The 15,489-nt window shown below is 72.4% G+C and carries 13 protein-coding genes; 8 read left to right on the top strand and 5 right to left on the bottom strand.

The genetic code is table 11. From position 1 onward, the window contains the following. Positions 1–22: 22 nt before the first annotated feature. Positions 23–910 (bottom strand): glycosyltransferase family protein, encoded by an 888-nt coding sequence (locus IE264_RS11400; protein ID WP_032759244.1) that lies wholly within the window; start codon positions 908–910, stop codon positions 23–25. Between the two features lie 85 nt (positions 911–995). Between IE264_RS11400 and IE264_RS11405 the strand changes: the two genes are divergently transcribed. From IE264_RS11405 to IE264_RS11415, 3 genes are all read left to right on the top strand, one after another. Beyond that, complete coding sequence (locus IE264_RS11405; RefSeq protein WP_190167636.1) at positions 996–3,197, top strand: PI-PLC domain-containing protein; 2,202 nt, start codon at positions 996–998, stop codon at positions 3,195–3,197. A 142-nt stretch (positions 3,198–3,339) separates the two neighbouring features. Beyond that, entirely contained in the window at positions 3,340–4,302 is a 963-nt protein-coding gene (locus IE264_RS11410; protein ID WP_032759242.1) for a metallophosphoesterase family protein, read from the top strand. Continuing rightward, positions 4,299–5,030 (top strand): 4'-phosphopantetheinyl transferase family protein, encoded by a 732-nt coding sequence (locus IE264_RS11415; protein WP_032759241.1) that lies wholly within the window; start codon positions 4,299–4,301, stop codon positions 5,028–5,030. Before IE264_RS11410 ends, IE264_RS11415 begins: the two co-directional genes overlap by 4 nt. Here IE264_RS11415 and IE264_RS11420 read toward each other — a convergent pair. Then, complete coding sequence (locus IE264_RS11420; RefSeq protein ID WP_015612944.1) at positions 5,018–5,599, bottom strand: histidine phosphatase family protein; 582 nt, start codon at positions 5,597–5,599, stop codon at positions 5,018–5,020. The genes IE264_RS11415 and IE264_RS11420 overlap by 13 nt on opposite strands. 265 nt (positions 5,600–5,864) lie before the next feature. Here IE264_RS11420 and IE264_RS11425 point away from each other — a divergent pair, with 265 nt between their 5' ends. From IE264_RS11425 to IE264_RS11440, 4 genes are all read left to right on the top strand, one after another. Continuing rightward, a complete protein-coding gene (locus IE264_RS11425; RefSeq protein ID WP_015612945.1) occupies positions 5,865–6,080 on the top strand; it encodes a CbtB domain-containing protein in 216 nt (71 codons plus the stop codon). A 59-nt stretch (positions 6,081–6,139) separates the two neighbouring features. Then, positions 6,140–6,901, top strand: a complete 762-nt coding sequence (locus IE264_RS11430; protein WP_015612946.1) for a CbtA family protein — start codon at positions 6,140–6,142, stop codon at positions 6,899–6,901. A gap of 236 nt (positions 6,902–7,137) precedes the next feature. Continuing rightward, positions 7,138–7,908: an SDR family oxidoreductase gene (locus IE264_RS11435; protein ID WP_015612947.1), complete on the top strand. Its 771-nt coding sequence runs from the start codon at positions 7,138–7,140 to the stop codon at positions 7,906–7,908. A gap of 32 nt (positions 7,909–7,940) precedes the next feature. Continuing rightward, positions 7,941–8,654 (top strand): TetR/AcrR family transcriptional regulator, encoded by a 714-nt coding sequence (locus IE264_RS11440; protein WP_032759240.1) that lies wholly within the window; start codon positions 7,941–7,943, stop codon positions 8,652–8,654. 89 nt (positions 8,655–8,743) lie between these two features. Here the strand turns inward: IE264_RS11440 and IE264_RS11445 are convergent, their stop codons facing one another. Beyond that, complete coding sequence (locus IE264_RS11445) at positions 8,744–9,433, bottom strand: hypothetical protein (RefSeq protein ID WP_051821963.1); 690 nt, start codon at positions 9,431–9,433, stop codon at positions 8,744–8,746. 100 nt (positions 9,434–9,533) lie between these two features. Then, complete coding sequence (locus IE264_RS11450; RefSeq protein WP_032759237.1) at positions 9,534–9,893, bottom strand: tetratricopeptide repeat protein; 360 nt, start codon at positions 9,891–9,893, stop codon at positions 9,534–9,536. Between the two features lie 165 nt (positions 9,894–10,058). Between IE264_RS11450 and IE264_RS11455 the strand changes: the two genes are divergently transcribed. After that, the gene (locus IE264_RS11455) at positions 10,059–11,024 is read left to right on the top strand and encodes a pirin family protein (protein WP_015612951.1); all 966 of its coding nucleotides are present in this window, start codon (positions 10,059–10,061) and stop codon (positions 11,022–11,024) included. Positions 11,025–11,072: 48 nt separating this feature from the next. Here IE264_RS11455 and IE264_RS11460 read toward each other — a convergent pair whose 3' ends face one another. Then, positions 11,073–15,311 carry a bifunctional nitrate reductase/sulfite reductase flavoprotein subunit alpha gene (locus IE264_RS11460; RefSeq protein WP_051821962.1) on the bottom strand — a complete coding sequence of 1,413 codons (4,239 nt, stop codon included), beginning with the start codon at positions 15,309–15,311 and terminating at the stop codon, positions 11,073–11,075. Positions 15,312–15,489: the final 178 nt, after the last annotated feature.

Raw genomic sequence — 15,489 nt, forward strand, 5'->3', positions numbered from 1 at the left:
GGCGGGGAGCCGACGGAGGCCTTCACGTCCGCCACCGGCCGATCGTGGCCCGGGCCGCCGTCCGCGCGTACGGGGACACCATCAGGAACGGCGCCCACGGCCAGGTGTGGCGCCGGCAGTACACCCACCACTGGCGCGGCGGCAGCTCCCGTACGGAGGTCACCCGGCGCAGCGCCTCCCGCACGCCGATCCCCGGCTCCCTGGAGCCGGGGGAGTCCGGCCCCTGCGCGCACACGCCGACGGGCGACGGGGCGACGAAGGCGGGGGCTCCGGCCCGCCGGGCGCGGAAGCCGTGGTCGTAGTCGCCCATCCGGTGGCCGAAGACCTTGTCGGTGTCCCCGACCAGCTCGTGCACGGCCCGCGAGAGCAGCACCACCCGCCCGTCGTACGTGTCGCACGGCTCCGGGCGCTCCCCGCCGGGCTCCACCAGCGTGAGGGACCGGCCGCGCCGCCCCGAGTACACCGTGGACCCGGCCGCGCCGAGGACCGCGCCGACGACGACCGCCCCGGGTCCGACCGTGTCCGCCGTGCCCAGGAGGGCGGCGAGGGCGTCCGGGAACAGCTCCACCTCGTCGTCGAGCCACAGCTGGTGCGTCCACCGGTGGCTCGGGCCGCCCGGTCTGCCGCTGTGCGAGCCGCCCCCGCCTCCGCCGCTGCGGCTGTTGCGGCTCGCGATGCGCATCGCCCGGTTACGGGGGACGTCCGCGCCCACCGACATGACCTCCACGGACGGGTGGAGCAGGCGCACGGCCTCCGGAGTACCGTCGGTGGAGCCCGCGTCCACCAGGTGCACGCCGAGCGTGGCGTGGGACGGAAGCCCGCGCTGGCTCTCCAGGGCGCTCAGCGCCGACAGGGTCCTCGCGCGCCGGTTGTGACTCGTCATCAGCACGGCCAGGTGGACGGAGTGCACGGCGGAGCTCCTCACTGCACGAATCTCATCATTCATGCATAAAAGCCGATAATCCGCATAGGCTGAGTGAGTGAGCGCCGCACCGATGGAGACCCCGTTCCCGCCCGAGCCCGGTCCACTCACCCCGGGCCGGAGCCGCCGGGCGGTGCGGGTGGTGGCGTTCGTCCTGGCCGCGCTCTCCGTGATGACGGTCGCGCTGACCTCGACCGTCCGCGCCACCGTCCTGTCGCCGGGCTACTACCGGTCCGTCCTGGACGAGGAGTCGGCCTACGACCGGCTCTACAGCGAGGTGCTCGTCGACCCCGCGATCGCCCCCGTCACCCGCGACCTCCTCGCCCACCTGCCCGTGCCCGAGGCGCTGGTCACCTCCAACATCAAGGTCGTCCTGCCGCCGGCCACGGTCCGCTCGCTCACCGACCAGCAGATCCACGCGCTCACCGACTATCTGCGCGGCGACACCGACGAACTGCGGCTGAACGTGGACATCGACCCGGTGCTGCGGAACCTGGCCGACCTCGCCCGCATCTACTTCGGCGACCTGGTGGCCAACCTCCAGGACCGCGACGAGCCCGACTTCGCCCGCTTCACCGACGACCTCACGACCGCGCTCGAAGCCCTCGGGGAAGGCCGCGCCCCCACCCTTCCCGCCCTGCCGCTCACCACCGACCAGGCGGCCCGTGCCACCGACGCCCTGCTGACCCTGGTGCCCGAGCGGGAACGGGCGGCCCTGCGCCCCGAGGTGGAGGTGGCCCTGGGCAGGGGAGACGTATCGACGGCGCTGGCGACGACCGCGGCCGCCGCACTCGCCGACGGGTCACGGACCGCGGCGGCCGACCTGCGCACCACACTTCAAGGGGGTACGTGGGACCTCACCGCGACCCTGACAGCCGCGGGCAACGACCTCGACGTCCTGGAGCAGGCCCGCGAGCGGGTCCAGTGGCTGACGTACCTCCAGGTCCTAGCCACCGCCCTCGCCCTGGCCTCCCTCGCCGTTCTCTGGTCCACCGGCCCCGGCGCCTCTGCCCGGCGGCTGATGGTGCTGGGGCAGGCGGTCGCCTGCGGCGGGATCCTCGCGGCGGCCGCCGTCCTGCTCACCCGGCTGGTCACCGGGGGCCGGTTCCTCACCACCCGGCCGTCCTGGCCGCCGAGCGTCACCGCCCTCGTCGAGGACCTCCAGCGCAACGCGGTGGACCAGGCGGTGGCCACCGGACTGACCGCCGCCCTCACCGCCCTCGTCGGCGGGGCGCTCCTCACCGCCACCGGCTGGGCCTTCCTGGTGCGCCCCCGCACCCTGCCGAGGCCCACCGCCGTACGGGGCGTGGCCGCGGGCGTGACCTGCGCCGCGCTGGCGGGCGCCCTGCTCGTCCCGCCCGTACTCGGCCCGTCCGCGCCCCGCCGCTGCCAGGGCAGCAGCGAACTCTGCGAGCTGCGGTACGACGAGATCGCCCACCTCACCGCCCACAACGCCATGTCCACCACCGCCGACCGGTTCATCGGCCCCCTCCAGGACCCCGACATCACGACCCAGCTCGACACCGGCGTCCGGGCGCTCCAACTGGACACGTACCACTGGGAGAGCCCGCAGGACATCGCCGCCCGGCTCGACAACCCCGAGTTCACGCCCGAGCAGCGCCGGCTGGTCTCCGCCGCGATCGACAAGGCCAATCCGCCCCGCGAGGGCCTCTGGCTCTGCCACAGCGTCTGCCGGGCCGGGGCGATCGAACTCGGCCCGGCGCTGGAGGACATCGGAGCCTGGCTCCGCGCGAACCCCACCGAGATCGTGACGCTGATCGTCCAGGACGACATCGGCGCCGAGGAGACCGAGGAGGCGTTCCGCCTGGCCGGGCTCGACGAACTGCTCCACTCCCCGTCCGAGGACCCCGACGAACCGTGGCCCACGCTGGAGGAGATGATCGACAGCGGCCGGCGGCTGGTGGTGTTCGCCGAGAAGGCGGACGGCCCGGCGCCCTGGTACCGCAACTTCTACCGGTACGGGATGGAGACCCCGTTCGCGTTCCGCAGCCCCGACGAAATGAGCTGCCGACCGAACCGGGGCGGCACCGGCAAGCGCCTCTTCCTGCTCAACCACTTCGTCACCGACGGCGGTGGCAGCCGGCTGGACGCGGGCCGGATCAACGCCCGCGACTGGCTGCTGGAGCGGGCGCGGGCCTGCGAGGCCGAACGCGGCAGCCCGGTCAACTTCGTCGCCGTCGACTACACGACCGTCGGCGACGCCCTCGGGGCCGTGGAGGAACTGAACACCCGCCGTGCGGAGGAAGGCCGCTGACCCGGCGTCACCAGCGGCGAGCCGACTCCCGCACGAACCCCGGGGCGGGTGTCGGAGGCTCATGAGAGGCTTTGTTCTCGGCGGCTCCGCACCCTGAGGACGGTGCCGCACGACGGCCGAAAAGAACGGGGAACCCGCGCACATGACCGCTCCGAGCGACCCTGCACCGCCCAGTGCCCCCTCAGCCGCGCCGTCGCCCGGCGCCACCTCCGTCCCGCCGGGGGCCGGACGGCTGCTGGCCGTGAGCGACCTCCACGCGGCGGTCACCGACAACCGGCCCATCGTGGAGTCCCTCCACCCCACCTCCGAAGCGGACTGGCTCATCGTCGCGGGCGACGTGGCGGAGCGCCCCGACGACATACGCTGGGCGCTCGCCCTCCTCGCGGAACGTTTCGCCAAGGTGATCTGGACGCCCGGCAACCACGAACTGTGGACCCTGGACAAGGACCCGGTCCGACTGCGCGGGCAGGCCCGGTACGAACACCTCGTCCAACTCTGCCGCGAACTGGGCGTGCTCACGCCCGAGGACCCGTTCCCACTGTGGCCCGGTCCCGAGGGGCCGGTGGCGATCGCGCCGCTGTTCCTCCTGTACGACTACACCTTCCGCGCCCCGGGGACGCACACGAAGGAGGAGTCGCTGGCCGTCGCCCACGAGTCCGGCATCGTCTGCAACGACGAGTACCTCCTCCACCCCGACCCGTACCCCACCCGCGACGACTGGTGCCGGGCCCGGGTCGCGGAGACGGAGCGCAGACTCGCCGCGCACGACCCGGAGATCCCGCTCGTCCTCGCCGGACACTGGCCGCTGGTCCGGGAACCCACATCGGTCATGTGGTACCCGGAGTTCGCCCAGTGGTGCGGCACCGAACTGACCGCCGACTGGCACCGCCGCTTCAACGTCACGGCCGTCGTCTACGGACACCTCCACATCCCCCGTACGACCTGGTACGACGGCGTGCGCTTCGAGGAGGTCTCCATCGGCTACCCGAGGGAGTGGCGCGAGAGGGGCCACCCGCGCGGCCTGCTGCGCCAGATCCTCCCGTACGAGCCGGAGTCCGCGGCCCCCGCCCGTTCCGGCACCGCCACCTCCGGAGGTTCCCTGTGATCGAGCGGCTGCTGCCCGGTGACGTCTCCTGCGCCGCGACGCGCGAGGAGACCGTGCCGGACGGAACCCTCTTCCCCGAGGAGGAGGAACTGATCGCCAGGAGCGTGGCGAAGCGCAGGAACGACTTCGCGACGGCGCGGGCCTGCGCTCGGCGGGCCATGGGCCGACTCGGCCTGGAACCCGTCGCCGTACTCCACGGCAAGCGCGGAATGCCCCTGTGGCCCGACGGGATCGTCGGCAGCCTCACGCACTGCGACGGATACCGGGCGGCGGCGCTGGCGCGTGCGGCGGACGTGCTGTCGCTGGGCGTCGACGCCGAACCGCACGCCCCGCTGCCCGAAGGCGTGGGGGAGCTGGTGGTGCGCCCCTCCGAACGCGAACGGTTCGCCGGGTCGCGGGCCGGGGAGGAGGGCGGGATCCACTGGGACCGGCTGCTGTTCAGCGCCAAGGAGAGCGTCTTCAAGACCTGGTACCCGCTCACCCTCACCGAGCTCGACTTCGACGAGGCGGACCTGACCTTCCGCCGGGATGATGACGACCGGGCGGGGGGCCCGGCTGCGAGCGGCACCTTCACCGCGCGGCTGCTGCGCACCGATCCGGCCGTGCCGCCGGTGCTGGACGGGCGGTGGCGGGTGGAGGACGGCATCGTCGCCACGGCGGTGCTGCTGCGGCCCAACTGGCGGGACGGGCCGGCGGGTTCGGGAGCCGGGTGGGTTCAGGAGTCCTGAGGGGCGGCGAGCGGCCGTCCCAGCCGGACGTTCCAGCGGCCCGACCGCCCGCTGAGCTCCGTGAGGACCAGGGGCGCGACGTCCAGCCGCCAGAACGACTCCAGCGGCAGCGACAGACCGTGCACGACCGCCGCCCGTACGACGGCGGGCTCGGCGACCGCGAGGACGCTCCCGCCCCCGCCGCCGGCCCCGTCCAGCCAGCCGCCCACCCGCTCCACCAGGTCCCGCAGCGACTCGCCCCCGTGCGGAGCCGCCGCGGGGTCACCGATCCAGGCGGCCACCGCGGCGGGTTCGGCGGCTCCCACCTCGTCGAGCCGGCGGCCGCTCCACCGCCCGAGGTCCCAGCCGTTGAGCGCCGGTTCGGGCCCCGGGGCGAGACCGAGCGCGGCGGCGGTTCCCACGCACCGCTCGGAAGGGCCGCTCAGGACCAGGCCGGCCCCGGGCACCGCGGGGGCCGCCGCCCTCGCGCTCCGCTCCCCGGACCGGTCCAGCGGGGCATCGCCGTCGAAGCGGGCCTCCCGCAGCGCCGCGTTCATCGCCGGTGAGACCAACATCACCCGTACTGTCATGTTCCTGCCTCAAGTCGTTCCGTGGAGACCTCAACGCCCGTGACCGGCGGGCGAATCGGGCCCCGAAGATCTGCAGATTGCACCATGGCGGCGCCTGCGTACAGGCGGTATGGTCACGTCGACCATGACGACGGTGTGACGGAAGTCCGGTGCAAATCCGGCACGGTCGCGCCACTGTGAACCCGTACCTGTGCGGGAAGTCAGACCCGGCACCTTCGTCCGTTGCACCACGACAGGGACGCGTGTTCCCACAGGAGGTTCCGCCATGGCGCAGTCCGCCGCCCCCGCAACGGGGGCACCTGCGATCACCCCGATCTCGGCGAAGGCCATTGCCCCCTGGGCTGTCTTCGTCGGCATCCTGGCACTTGTGCTGCTCTACTTCGTCGGCGCCGAACAGGGCGCCACCGCGCTCATCTCGGGCGAGGGCGTTCACGAATGGGTCCACGACGGCCGTCACCTGCTCGGCTTCCCCTGCCACTGAGCCACCTGCGGCATCCGGCAAGCAAGGGAACTGGGAACAAGGGAAACAGGGAACGTCTCGTGAACTCCATATCTGTCAGAGCTCTGCTCGTGCGCGGCATGCTCGCGGGCCTGATCGCGGGCGCGCTGGCATTCGCCGTCGCCTACTTCCTCGGCGAGTCCCAGGTGGACGCCGCCATCGCCCTGGAGGAGGCGGCGAGCCACGACCACGGCGCCGGTGGCGGCGAGGAACTCGTCAGCCGCACCATGCAGGCCACCGGCGGACTGGCCACCGCACTCCTGGTCTTCGGCGTCGCGGCGGGCGGGATCGCCGCCCTCGTGGTCTGCTACGCGCTGGGCCGCATCGGCAGCTTCGGCCCCCGGGCCACGGCCGCACTGATCGCGGGCGCGGCCCTGCTCACCGTCTACATCGTGCCGTTCCTGAAATACCCGGCGAACCCGCCGGCCGTCGGCAACCCCGACACCATCGGGAAGCGCACCACCCTGTTCTTCCTGATGGTCGCCCTCAGCCTGCTGCTGGCCGTCGCCGCCGTGATCATCGGCAGGCGGCTCGCACCGGGCCTGGGCAACTGGAACGCGACGATCGTAGCGGCCACCGGGTTCGTCCTGGCGATCGGCCTCGCCTACGCCTTCCTGCCCTCGTTCGACGAGGTCGGCAAGGACTTCCCGGGCAGCCTGCTGTGGAAGTTCCGGCTCTCCACGCTCGCCGTCCAGAGCACGTTCTGGGCCGGCTTCGGCCTGGTCTTCGGCTACCTCGCCGACCGGCTGCTGCTCTCCTCGGACGGCGCCGACACGCCCCGTGTGGCGACGCCGGTGGGCTGACCGCCCGCGCTCCGTACAGAACCCGCCGGGGTGTACCCGGCGGGTTCTGTCGTTCCCGGTGTTCCCGGTGTTCCCGGTGTTCCCGGTGTTCCCGGTGTCTCCGGTGTCTCCGGCAGAGGTAGCGGTGCTATCCGCCCGGCGGCCGAGAAAGGTAGCGGCGATACGGTATAAGTGTTAGCGTTGATATCACCGGGTTTCACGGAACCGCCGCGACCCCTGTCGCCAGGAGCAACGTCATGACCGAACAGTCCGCATCCACGTCCGCGCCCACCACCGACGCCCCCCGCCGCGTCGCCGTGGTCACCGGAGGATCCCGGGGCATCGGCCGGGAGAGCGCCGAGCGGCTCGCCGCCGACGGCCTCGCGGTCGTCGTCAACTACGCGGGCAACCGGACCGAGGCGGAGGCGGCCGTCGCCGCCATCACCGCTGCCGGCGGCGAGGCGATCGCCCACCGCGCGGATGTGGCCGACGAGGTCGCCGTCGCCGGGCTCTTCGACGCCGCGGAAGAGGCGTACGGCGGTGTCGACGTGGTCGTCCACGCCGCGGGTGTGATGGCGCTCGCGCCGCTGGCCGAGCTCGACCTCGACGTGCTCGACCGGATGCACCGCACCAACATCCGCGGCACCTTCGTCGTCGACCAGCAGGCCGCGAGGCGGGTGCGCACCGGCGGGGCCGTCATCAACTTCTCCAGCTCCGTGCTGTCGCTCGCCCTGCCCGGCTACGCCGCCTACGCCGCCACCAAGGGGGCCGTCGAGGCGATGACCCTGATCCTCGCCCGCGAGCTGCGCGGGCGGGACATCACGGTCAACGCCGTCGCCCCCGGGCCGACCGCCACCGCCCTCTTCCTGGACGGCAAGGACGAGGAGACCGTCGCACGGATGGCCGCCCAGCCCCCGCTGGAGCGGCTGGGCACCCCGCAGGACATCGCCGAGGTGGTCTCCTTCCTCGCCGGCCCCGCCCGCTGGGTCAACGGCCAGGTGCTGCGGGCCAACGGCGGCATCGTCTGAGCGCCGTGTCCCGCCTTGATAGCGTCCGTCCGATGAGTAGTAGTACGAGCACACGGACCCGCATTCTCCATGTGGCCGCCGAACTGGTCGGCAACTCGCCCGACGGCGACATCTCCACGCGCGCCGTGTGCGAGGCGGCCCAGGTCGGCGCCCCGGCCCTCTACCGCCACTTCGGGGACAAGGAGGGCCTCCTGTCGGCGGTCGTCGACCACGGCTTCGAGCGGTATCTCGCGACGAAGCGTGAGCGCGACGAGACCACGGACCCCGTGGAGGACCTGCGCCGCGGCTGGGACACCCATGTCGAATTCGCCGTACGCAACCCGAACCTCTACCGGCTGATGAACTCACCGGCGATGCGCACGCCCCCCGCGGCGGCCCTGGAGTCGCACCGCATCCTCACCCGCGACCTGGAACGGGCCGCCGCCCGGGGCCGGATACGCGTGGCGCCCGAGCTCGCCGCGCAGATGGTCATGTCGGCCAATGTGGGGGTGGCGCTGATGCTGGTGGCCCGCCCCGCGACCTTCGACGACGCCGAGACGTCCCGCCGGGTGCGCGACGCGGTGTACGCCTCGATCCTCACGCCCGAAGCGGGACCGAGCGCGCCGGAGGAGACCGAAGTCCCCTCGGCGGCGGCCCGGTTGAGCGCCCTGCTGCGTGAGGCGCAGGGGTCGGGGCTCAGTACCGCCGAGGCGGCGCTGATGAAGGAGTGGCTCGACCGGGTGGCGAACACCCGCCCCGGGGGCTGAGCGCGGACAGTCCCGGCCCGCCCCGGCCCGTGTCTCCGACCGGTTCGGTGGGCGGGACCGATCGGCGAAGCCACAGAGGTGGGGTCCGGTCAGGACGGTACGGGGGAGGGGGCGTCGTGATCGCGCAGCCCGTCCTCCATGAGGCGAGCCGTGTTCTGGACGATCCTTCGCAGGTCGTCGCGCACCTCGTGCTCCTTGCTTCCGTACGGGCCGTACGCGGTCACCGAGAGCAGCAGGTCGCCGTTCCACAGGAGGAGTGTGCGGCCGGGACGGCCCTGGTCGTCGTCCGGCTTCCCGTACGCGGCCTCGTGCACCCGCTCCGGCCCACGCCCGTGCGCCCGGTCCAGGTTTTCCTTGACGAGGTACGCGCGGCGGGCGGGCTCGGCCTCCTCGTAGACGGCGGCGGTCGTGCTGAGCTTCCAGAACTCCCCGTCCGGGCCCGTGACATCGGCCAGACAGTTTGTCTGCCGGAAGCGGGGGCGGGCACCGTTCTCGCCGATGTCCTCCCTGGCGTCCGGGTCGGCGGAATCGGTGGTGGTGCCCAGGGCGAACCCTTTCGTGGGCGCCGCGCTTGCGAGCAGTGCACAGGGGCTGCTGGTCCAGCCGTGCACCCCCGGTGCGCGGGCGACGAGCTTGTCCCCGCCCCCTGCGCCGTCCTGGCCGCCCCCGGAGCAGCCGGACACGGCCACCGCCGCCGAGGCGATCAGCGCGGCCACCCGCGCCTTCCGTAAGGAGGCCACCCCCGCCCTGCGTAACTCCGCGTCCCTGGATCTGCGCATTCCCCCACCCCTTCGTCCCGGAAAGCTCATTATCGGGTGCTCGTACCAGCGGGTAAAGGAGGACAGGGCCGCACCGGATCGGTGCGGCCCTGTCGCCGGATCAGAGTTCGCCGTCCCGTGGCGCGAAGTCGCCTTGGAACGCGGCGGCCATCCGCAGTTGCGTGGCCGCCTCGGCCTGCCGCCCCTGGCGCTCCAGGGTCCGGCCCAGCATGAGGCGCGCGTAACTCTCCACCGGGTCGAGCTCCAGGACCGCCCGCAGCTCCTCCTCCGCCGGCCCGAGCCGGGCGGAGTGGTAGTAGGAGCGGGCCAGCAGCAGCCGCGGCGCGACCTGCTCCGGCGCCTCCTCGACGAGCCCGCCCAGGATCCGGGCGGCCGTGAGGTACTCCTTGGCCTCGAAGAACATCTGCGCCCGGTCCCACCGGTCGGCGGCCGTGCCGAACTCGTAGTAGGTCTCGTTCACGTGTCCTCCTCGTCATCGGGCGGGCCGCCCTCTCGGTGCGGGGCCCCGGGCCCCCGTCCCGCCGTACGTTCAGCCATGACAACACCGCATAATGGTTGAACATTCCACTAAAACTTTGGCGTGGGGACCGGCGCTCCACGCCCGTACGGGAATAGGTTGAGCGTCATGAGCAATCTCGATCGCCAGGCCACGCCCTCCGTCTGCGGAGGACGCGGCTTCGTCGTCGCCGAGCCGGTCCGTGAACTCCTCAACCCCCGCCGCGTCCCGCTCGGCGAGTCCACCGAGGTGCGCCGTCTGCTGCCCAACCTGGGCCGCCGCATGGTCGGGGCCTGGGCCTTCGTCGACCACTACGGGCCGGACGACATCGCGGACGAGCCCGGCATGCAGGTGCCGCCCCACCCGCACATGGGCCTCCAGACCGTCAGCTGGCTCCACGACGGAGAGGTCCTGCACCGCGACAGCCTGGGCAGTCTGCAGACGGTGCGCCCCCGCGAGCTGGGCCTCATGACCTCGGGCCGTGCCATCAGCCACTCCGAGGAGAGCCCGAAGCCGCACGCGAGGTTTCTGCACGGCGCCCAGCTCTGGGTGGCCCTCCCCGACGCGCACCGCCATGTGGAGCCGCACTTCCAGCACCACACGGACCTCCCCGCCGTGACCGCCCCCGGTCTGACCGCCACCGTGATCCTGGGCGAACTGGACGGAGCGGCATCACCCGGCACCGCCTACACCCCGATCGTCGGCGCCGACCTCACCCTGACCGGGGGCGCGGAGGCCCGTCTCCCGCTGGACCCGGACTTCGAGTACGCGGTCCTGTCGATGTCGGGAGAGGCCGAGGTCGACGGCGTACCCGTACTGCCCGGCTCGATGCTCTACCTCGGCTGCGGCCGCACGGAACTGCCCCTGCGCGCCCTCTCCGACGCGGGCCTGATGCTCCTGGGCGGCGAGCCGTTCGAGGAGGAGATCGTGATGTTCTGGAACTTCATCGGCCGCTCCCACGAGGAGATCGCCCAGGCCCGCGAGGACTGGATGACCGGTTCGAGGTTCGGCGACGTCAAGGGCTACGACGGCGGCAGGCTCTCCGCTCCGGAACTCCCGCCGGTGGCACTGAAGCCGCGGGGGAGGGTGCGCTGATCCGGGCGCTTTCATAGTTCAGTTCGGCAGTGCGGGCGCTTCCGTAGTTCAGTAGACGTCACGTACGTACCGCTTGTCGGTGGCCAACTGCGCGACGCAGGCGGCCGCCGCGTCCTGGTCCATGCCGCCGTGTGCGGCGACGATCTCGTGCAGGGCCCGGTCGACGTCCTTCGCCATCCGGCCCGCGTCGCCGCAGACGTACAGGTGGGCGCCGTCCTGCAGCCACCGCCACAGGCGCGGGCCGTGCTCGCGCATCCGGTCCTGCACGTAGACCTTGTTGCGCTGGTCGCGGGAGAAGGCGACGTCGAGGCGGTCCAGGTGGCCGGAGGCGACGAAGTCCTCCAGGTCCTCGCGGTAGTAGAAGTCGGTGGCCTCGTGCTGCTCGCCGAAGAACAGCCAGTTGGGGCCGGTGTGCCCCCTGGCCAGGCGGTCCTCCAGGAAGCCGATGAACGGTGCGACACCGGTGCCCGGACCGATCATGATCATCGGTGTGGTGGATCCGGTGGGCGGGCGGAAGTGCGGCGAGCGCTGGACGTACACCTGCACCGGACCGTCGTCGGCGCAGTCCGCCAGGTAGGTGGAGCACACGCCCTTGCGGTCCCGCCCCAGGTCATTGGTGTAGCGGACGACCGAGACCGTCACGCGGACCTCGGCGGGGTGGGTGAGGGGGCTGGACGAGATGGAGTACAGGCGGGGCTGGAGCCGCTTGAGGACTTGCGCCCACTCGGCCGCCGAGGCCCGGACGGGAAAGGCGCCGATGACATCGGCGGCCTGCCTGCCCCAGCTCCACTTGGCCAGCTCACCCTTGTTGTCCGGGCGCAGCAGCTGCCGGAGGTCGCGGTCCCCGGTGCGGGCGACGACGAACTTGAGGAGGTCCGGGGTGATGCGGGCTATGTCGAAACGGGTGCGCAGGGCCTCGCCGAGCGGAATGCCGGTGCCGTCGGGGAGGTCGATGATCTCCTCGGGGTCCAGGCCGGTGAGCGCGAGCCATTCGGCTACGAGCCCCGAGCCGTTGGCCGGCCACACGCCGAGGGCGTCCCCGGCTTCGTAGGCCAGCTCTCCGCCACGGGTGTCGAAGGCGAACCGCCTGACCTCCTTCTGCGATCCGGGCAGGCTGAGCAGCCGGTTCCCCACGAGCAGCGTGGCGAACGGGGACGCCTTGGAAGGCCCGGCGGCCGCGACGGGTGCCGGGGCGGTCGTCGGCTGCCGGTCGGCCGGCGCGGCGAGGGCGGTGGTGACCCGGTCGAGCCACTGCCCGGCGGCTTCGTCGTCGCCGGGCTCGCAGTCCGTACGCGGGTGTAGACGGGTCCCGCCGAGTTCCGTGAGGCGTTCGTCCAGGCGGCGGCCGTGGCCGCAGAAGTCCTCGTAACTGGAGTCGCCGAAGGCCAGGACGGAGTAGCGCACGCCGTCCAGCCGGGCGGCGTCGGGGGCGCTGAGGGCGTGCCAGAAGCCCGCACCGTTGTCCGGGCTTTCGCCGTCGCCGAAGGTGCTGGTGACGACGAGCAGGTCCGTGTCGGCGGTGAACTGCCCGGGCGCGGCGTCGGCCATGGCGAGCAGGGCCGGGGCATGTCCGGCCCTGGTGAGGCCGGCGGCCGCGTCGGCGGCGAACTCCTCGGCGTTGCCGGTCTGCGAGGCCCACAGCACGATCAGCTGCCGGGACGGGGCTGCCTCGGGGCCGGCCGATGCCTGGCCCGGAGAGTCATAGGCGGGTCCGGCGGCGCTCCCCGGAGGAGGTTCGGCGGCGGTACGGGAGAACATGCCCGCCAGTACGCCGTCCACCCACAGAGCCGTCGCGGGAGCGAAGGGCGCGGTCGGGGGCAGTACGGGAACACCGCCGGGCGGTGCCTGGGCGAGACCGGCGAGGTATCCGGACAGGTACCGCCGCTCCGGCTCCGCCAACGCCGGTCCGGTCAGGTCGGGCAGACCGAGAAGGGCGGCGAGAGCGGGTACGGCCGCGGCCGCTCCGCCGACCTGTGCCACGGCCACCGGGTCGGCCTGGGCGGGGTTGGCGAGGGCCCGTGGCTGCTGGGCCGGGACGGGCGGGGCCGCGGTCTCCGGCGTCGGCACGGCCTCCTCGGGCCGGGCGGCGGCGACCACGCGCAGCGCCACGGCGCAGGCCTTGAACCCGGGCTGGAACGAGACCGGATCGACGGCGTCGCTGGTGACCGCGTTGATGCTGAGGTACTCCCCGAACAGGTCGTTCCAGTGGAACGGTGCGAAGCAGTTCCCGGGGAGCACGCGGTCGGTGACGACGGCGGGCAGCACGGCCCGCCCGCGCCGGGAGGCTACCTCGATGTGGTCCCCCTCCCCGGCTCCCATGGCGGCGGCATCGTCCGGATGGAGTTCGACGAACGGGCCCGGGTCGAGTCTGTTGAGCCGGGCGACCTTGCCGGTCCTGGTCAGGGTGTGCCACTGGTGCTGCAGACGGCCGGTGTTCAGAACGAACGGGTAGTCGTCATCGGGGAGTTCCGCGGCGGGCAGGTGCGGGCGGGCGAAGAACCGGGCCCGGCCCGACGGGGTGGGGAACGCCAGCCGGGGTCGGGTGCCGTCCGCGTGCTCCAGCAGGTTCTGGCTCCGGCCGTCGTTGAGGTAGCGGATCGGGTTGCGGTCGTCGCCCGCCGGGGATGCGGCGGGCCACTGCACGGGGGTCTCGCGCAGCCGCTGGTAGGTGACGCCACGCAGGTCCCAGCCGGTCTTCGGGTTCCAGGCGCGCTTGAGCTCCTCGAAGACCTCCTCGGCACTCGTGTACGTGAAGGCGTCGGCGTACCCCATCGCGCAGGCCACCCGGGCGATCAGCTGCCAGTCCGGCAGCGCCTGGCCGGGCGGATCGACGACACCCTGGACGAGGGTCAGGTTCCGCTCCGAGTTGATCATGACGCCGTCGGACTCCGCCCACAGCGTGGCGGGCAGGACGACATCGGCGTAGGCGTTCGTCTCCGTGTCGGCGAACACGTCCTGCGTGACGACCAGCTCGGCCGCCTCAAGGCCGGCGATGACGGTCCGGCGGTTGGCGACCGAGGCCACCGGGTTGGTGCAGATGATCCAGCACGCCTTGATGTCCCCGGCCGCCATCTGCTCGAACATCTCGACCGTGCCGCGCCCCGCCTCGGTGCGGAGCGTGCCCGCCTCCACACCCCACAGATCCTCGATGAAGGCCCGTTCCTCGTCCACGAGGACCGATCGCTGACCGGGCAGCCCCGGGCCCATGTAGCCCATCTCGCGGCCGCCCATCGCGTTCGGCTGGCCGGTCAGGGAGAACGGTCCGGAGCCCGGGCGGCAGATCGCCCCCGTGGCGAGGTGCAGGTTGACCAGGGCGTTGGTGTTCCACGTGCCATGGGTGGACTGGTTGAGCCCCATCGTCCAGCAGCTCATCCACTCGCCCGCCTCACCGATCCACCGGGCGGCCTGCCGGATGTCCGCCTCGGGAACGCCGGTGATCCCGGCGACCCGCGCCGGGTGGTGGTCCGCGAGGAAGGAGGGCATCTCCTCCCAGCCGTCGGTGAACTCGGCGATGAATTCCTCGTCGGTGTGCCCGTTCTCCACGAGGAGGTAGAGGATGCCGTTGAGGAGTGCGAGGTCGGTGCCCGGCTCGATCTGGAGGAAGAGGTCGGCCTTGTCGGCGGTGGCGTTGCGCCGCGGGTCGACGACGATGAGCCTGGCCCCGGCCGACTTGATCCGCTCCATCATCCGGAGGAAGAGGATCGGGTGGCAGTCGGCCATGTTCGCGCCGATGACGAAGAAGACATCGGCCCGGTCGAAGTCCCGGTAGGAGCCAGGGGGGCCATCCGCACCCAGGGAAAGCTTGTATCCGGAGCCCGCGCTCGCCATGCACAGGCGGGAGTTGGACTCGATCCTGCTCGTCCGTACGAAGCCCTTGGCGAGCTTGTTCGCCAGGTACTGCGCCTCCAGGGACATCTGTCCGGAGACGTAGAGAGCGAGCGCGTCGGGTCCGTGCTCGTCCACGATCGCGCGCAGCCGCCCGGCCACGGCCGTGATCGCCGCGTCCACGTCCGCCTCCACGGGATCGGCACCCCGCTCCGCACGGATGAGGGCCTTGGCCGCCCGCCCAGGGGCGGCCATCATGTCGGCGCTGGTCGCCCCCTTCGTGCAGAGCCTTCCGGAGTTCGCCGGATGGGTCCTGTCACCGGAGACCTTCTTGGCGATGCGCCTGCCGGTGGAGGCGTCACGGCCGATGTCCAGCAGGATCCCGCAGCCGACGCCGCAGTACGAGCAGACCGTCCGCACACTCTCCACCTCTGCCTTCACCCCTGCCTCCGGCTTCGTCAACGAGGCTTCCTTCCCGTCCGCACCGTCCGCACCGTCCTCGCCCCGCGTAAGCCGGGCGGGCTGCGGCAGGGGTGGGACGCTCCCACGGCCAAGATCGTAGGAAGAGCGCATTACCGGCCCGTCACGCCCTGCGGTCATCGTGTGTAAACCCGGCCGCACGCCGCGTCGGCCCCCGTTG

Origin of the sequence: Streptomyces microflavus (genome assembly GCF_014650075.1) — a bacterium.
GTDB lineage: Bacteria > Actinomycetota > Actinomycetes > Streptomycetales > Streptomycetaceae > Streptomyces > Streptomyces microflavus.

What these genes read in the sequence shown, in the direction of transcription:
- IE264_RS11405 (WP_190167636.1), top strand. Translation starts at nt 996, where the DNA reads ATGGAGACCCCGTTCCCGCCCGAGCCCGGTCCACTCACCCCGGGCCGG.
- IE264_RS11410 (WP_032759242.1), top strand. Translation starts at nt 3,340, where the DNA reads ATGACCGCTCCGAGCGACCCTGCACCGCCCAGTGCCCCCTCAGCCGCG.
- IE264_RS11420 (WP_015612944.1), bottom strand. Translation starts at nt 5,599, where the DNA reads ATGACAGTACGGGTGATGTTGGTCTCACCGGCGATGAACGCGGCGCTG.
- IE264_RS11425 (WP_015612945.1), top strand. Translation starts at nt 5,865, where the DNA reads ATGGCGCAGTCCGCCGCCCCCGCAACGGGGGCACCTGCGATCACCCCG.
- IE264_RS11435 (WP_015612947.1), top strand. Translation starts at nt 7,138, where the DNA reads ATGACCGAACAGTCCGCATCCACGTCCGCGCCCACCACCGACGCCCCC.
- IE264_RS11440 (WP_032759240.1), top strand. Translation starts at nt 7,941, where the DNA reads ATGAGTAGTAGTACGAGCACACGGACCCGCATTCTCCATGTGGCCGCC.
- IE264_RS11445 (WP_051821963.1), bottom strand. Translation starts at nt 9,433, where the DNA reads ATGCGCAGATCCAGGGACGCGGAGTTACGCAGGGCGGGGGTGGCCTCC.
- IE264_RS11455 (WP_015612951.1), top strand. Translation starts at nt 10,059, where the DNA reads ATGAGCAATCTCGATCGCCAGGCCACGCCCTCCGTCTGCGGAGGACGC.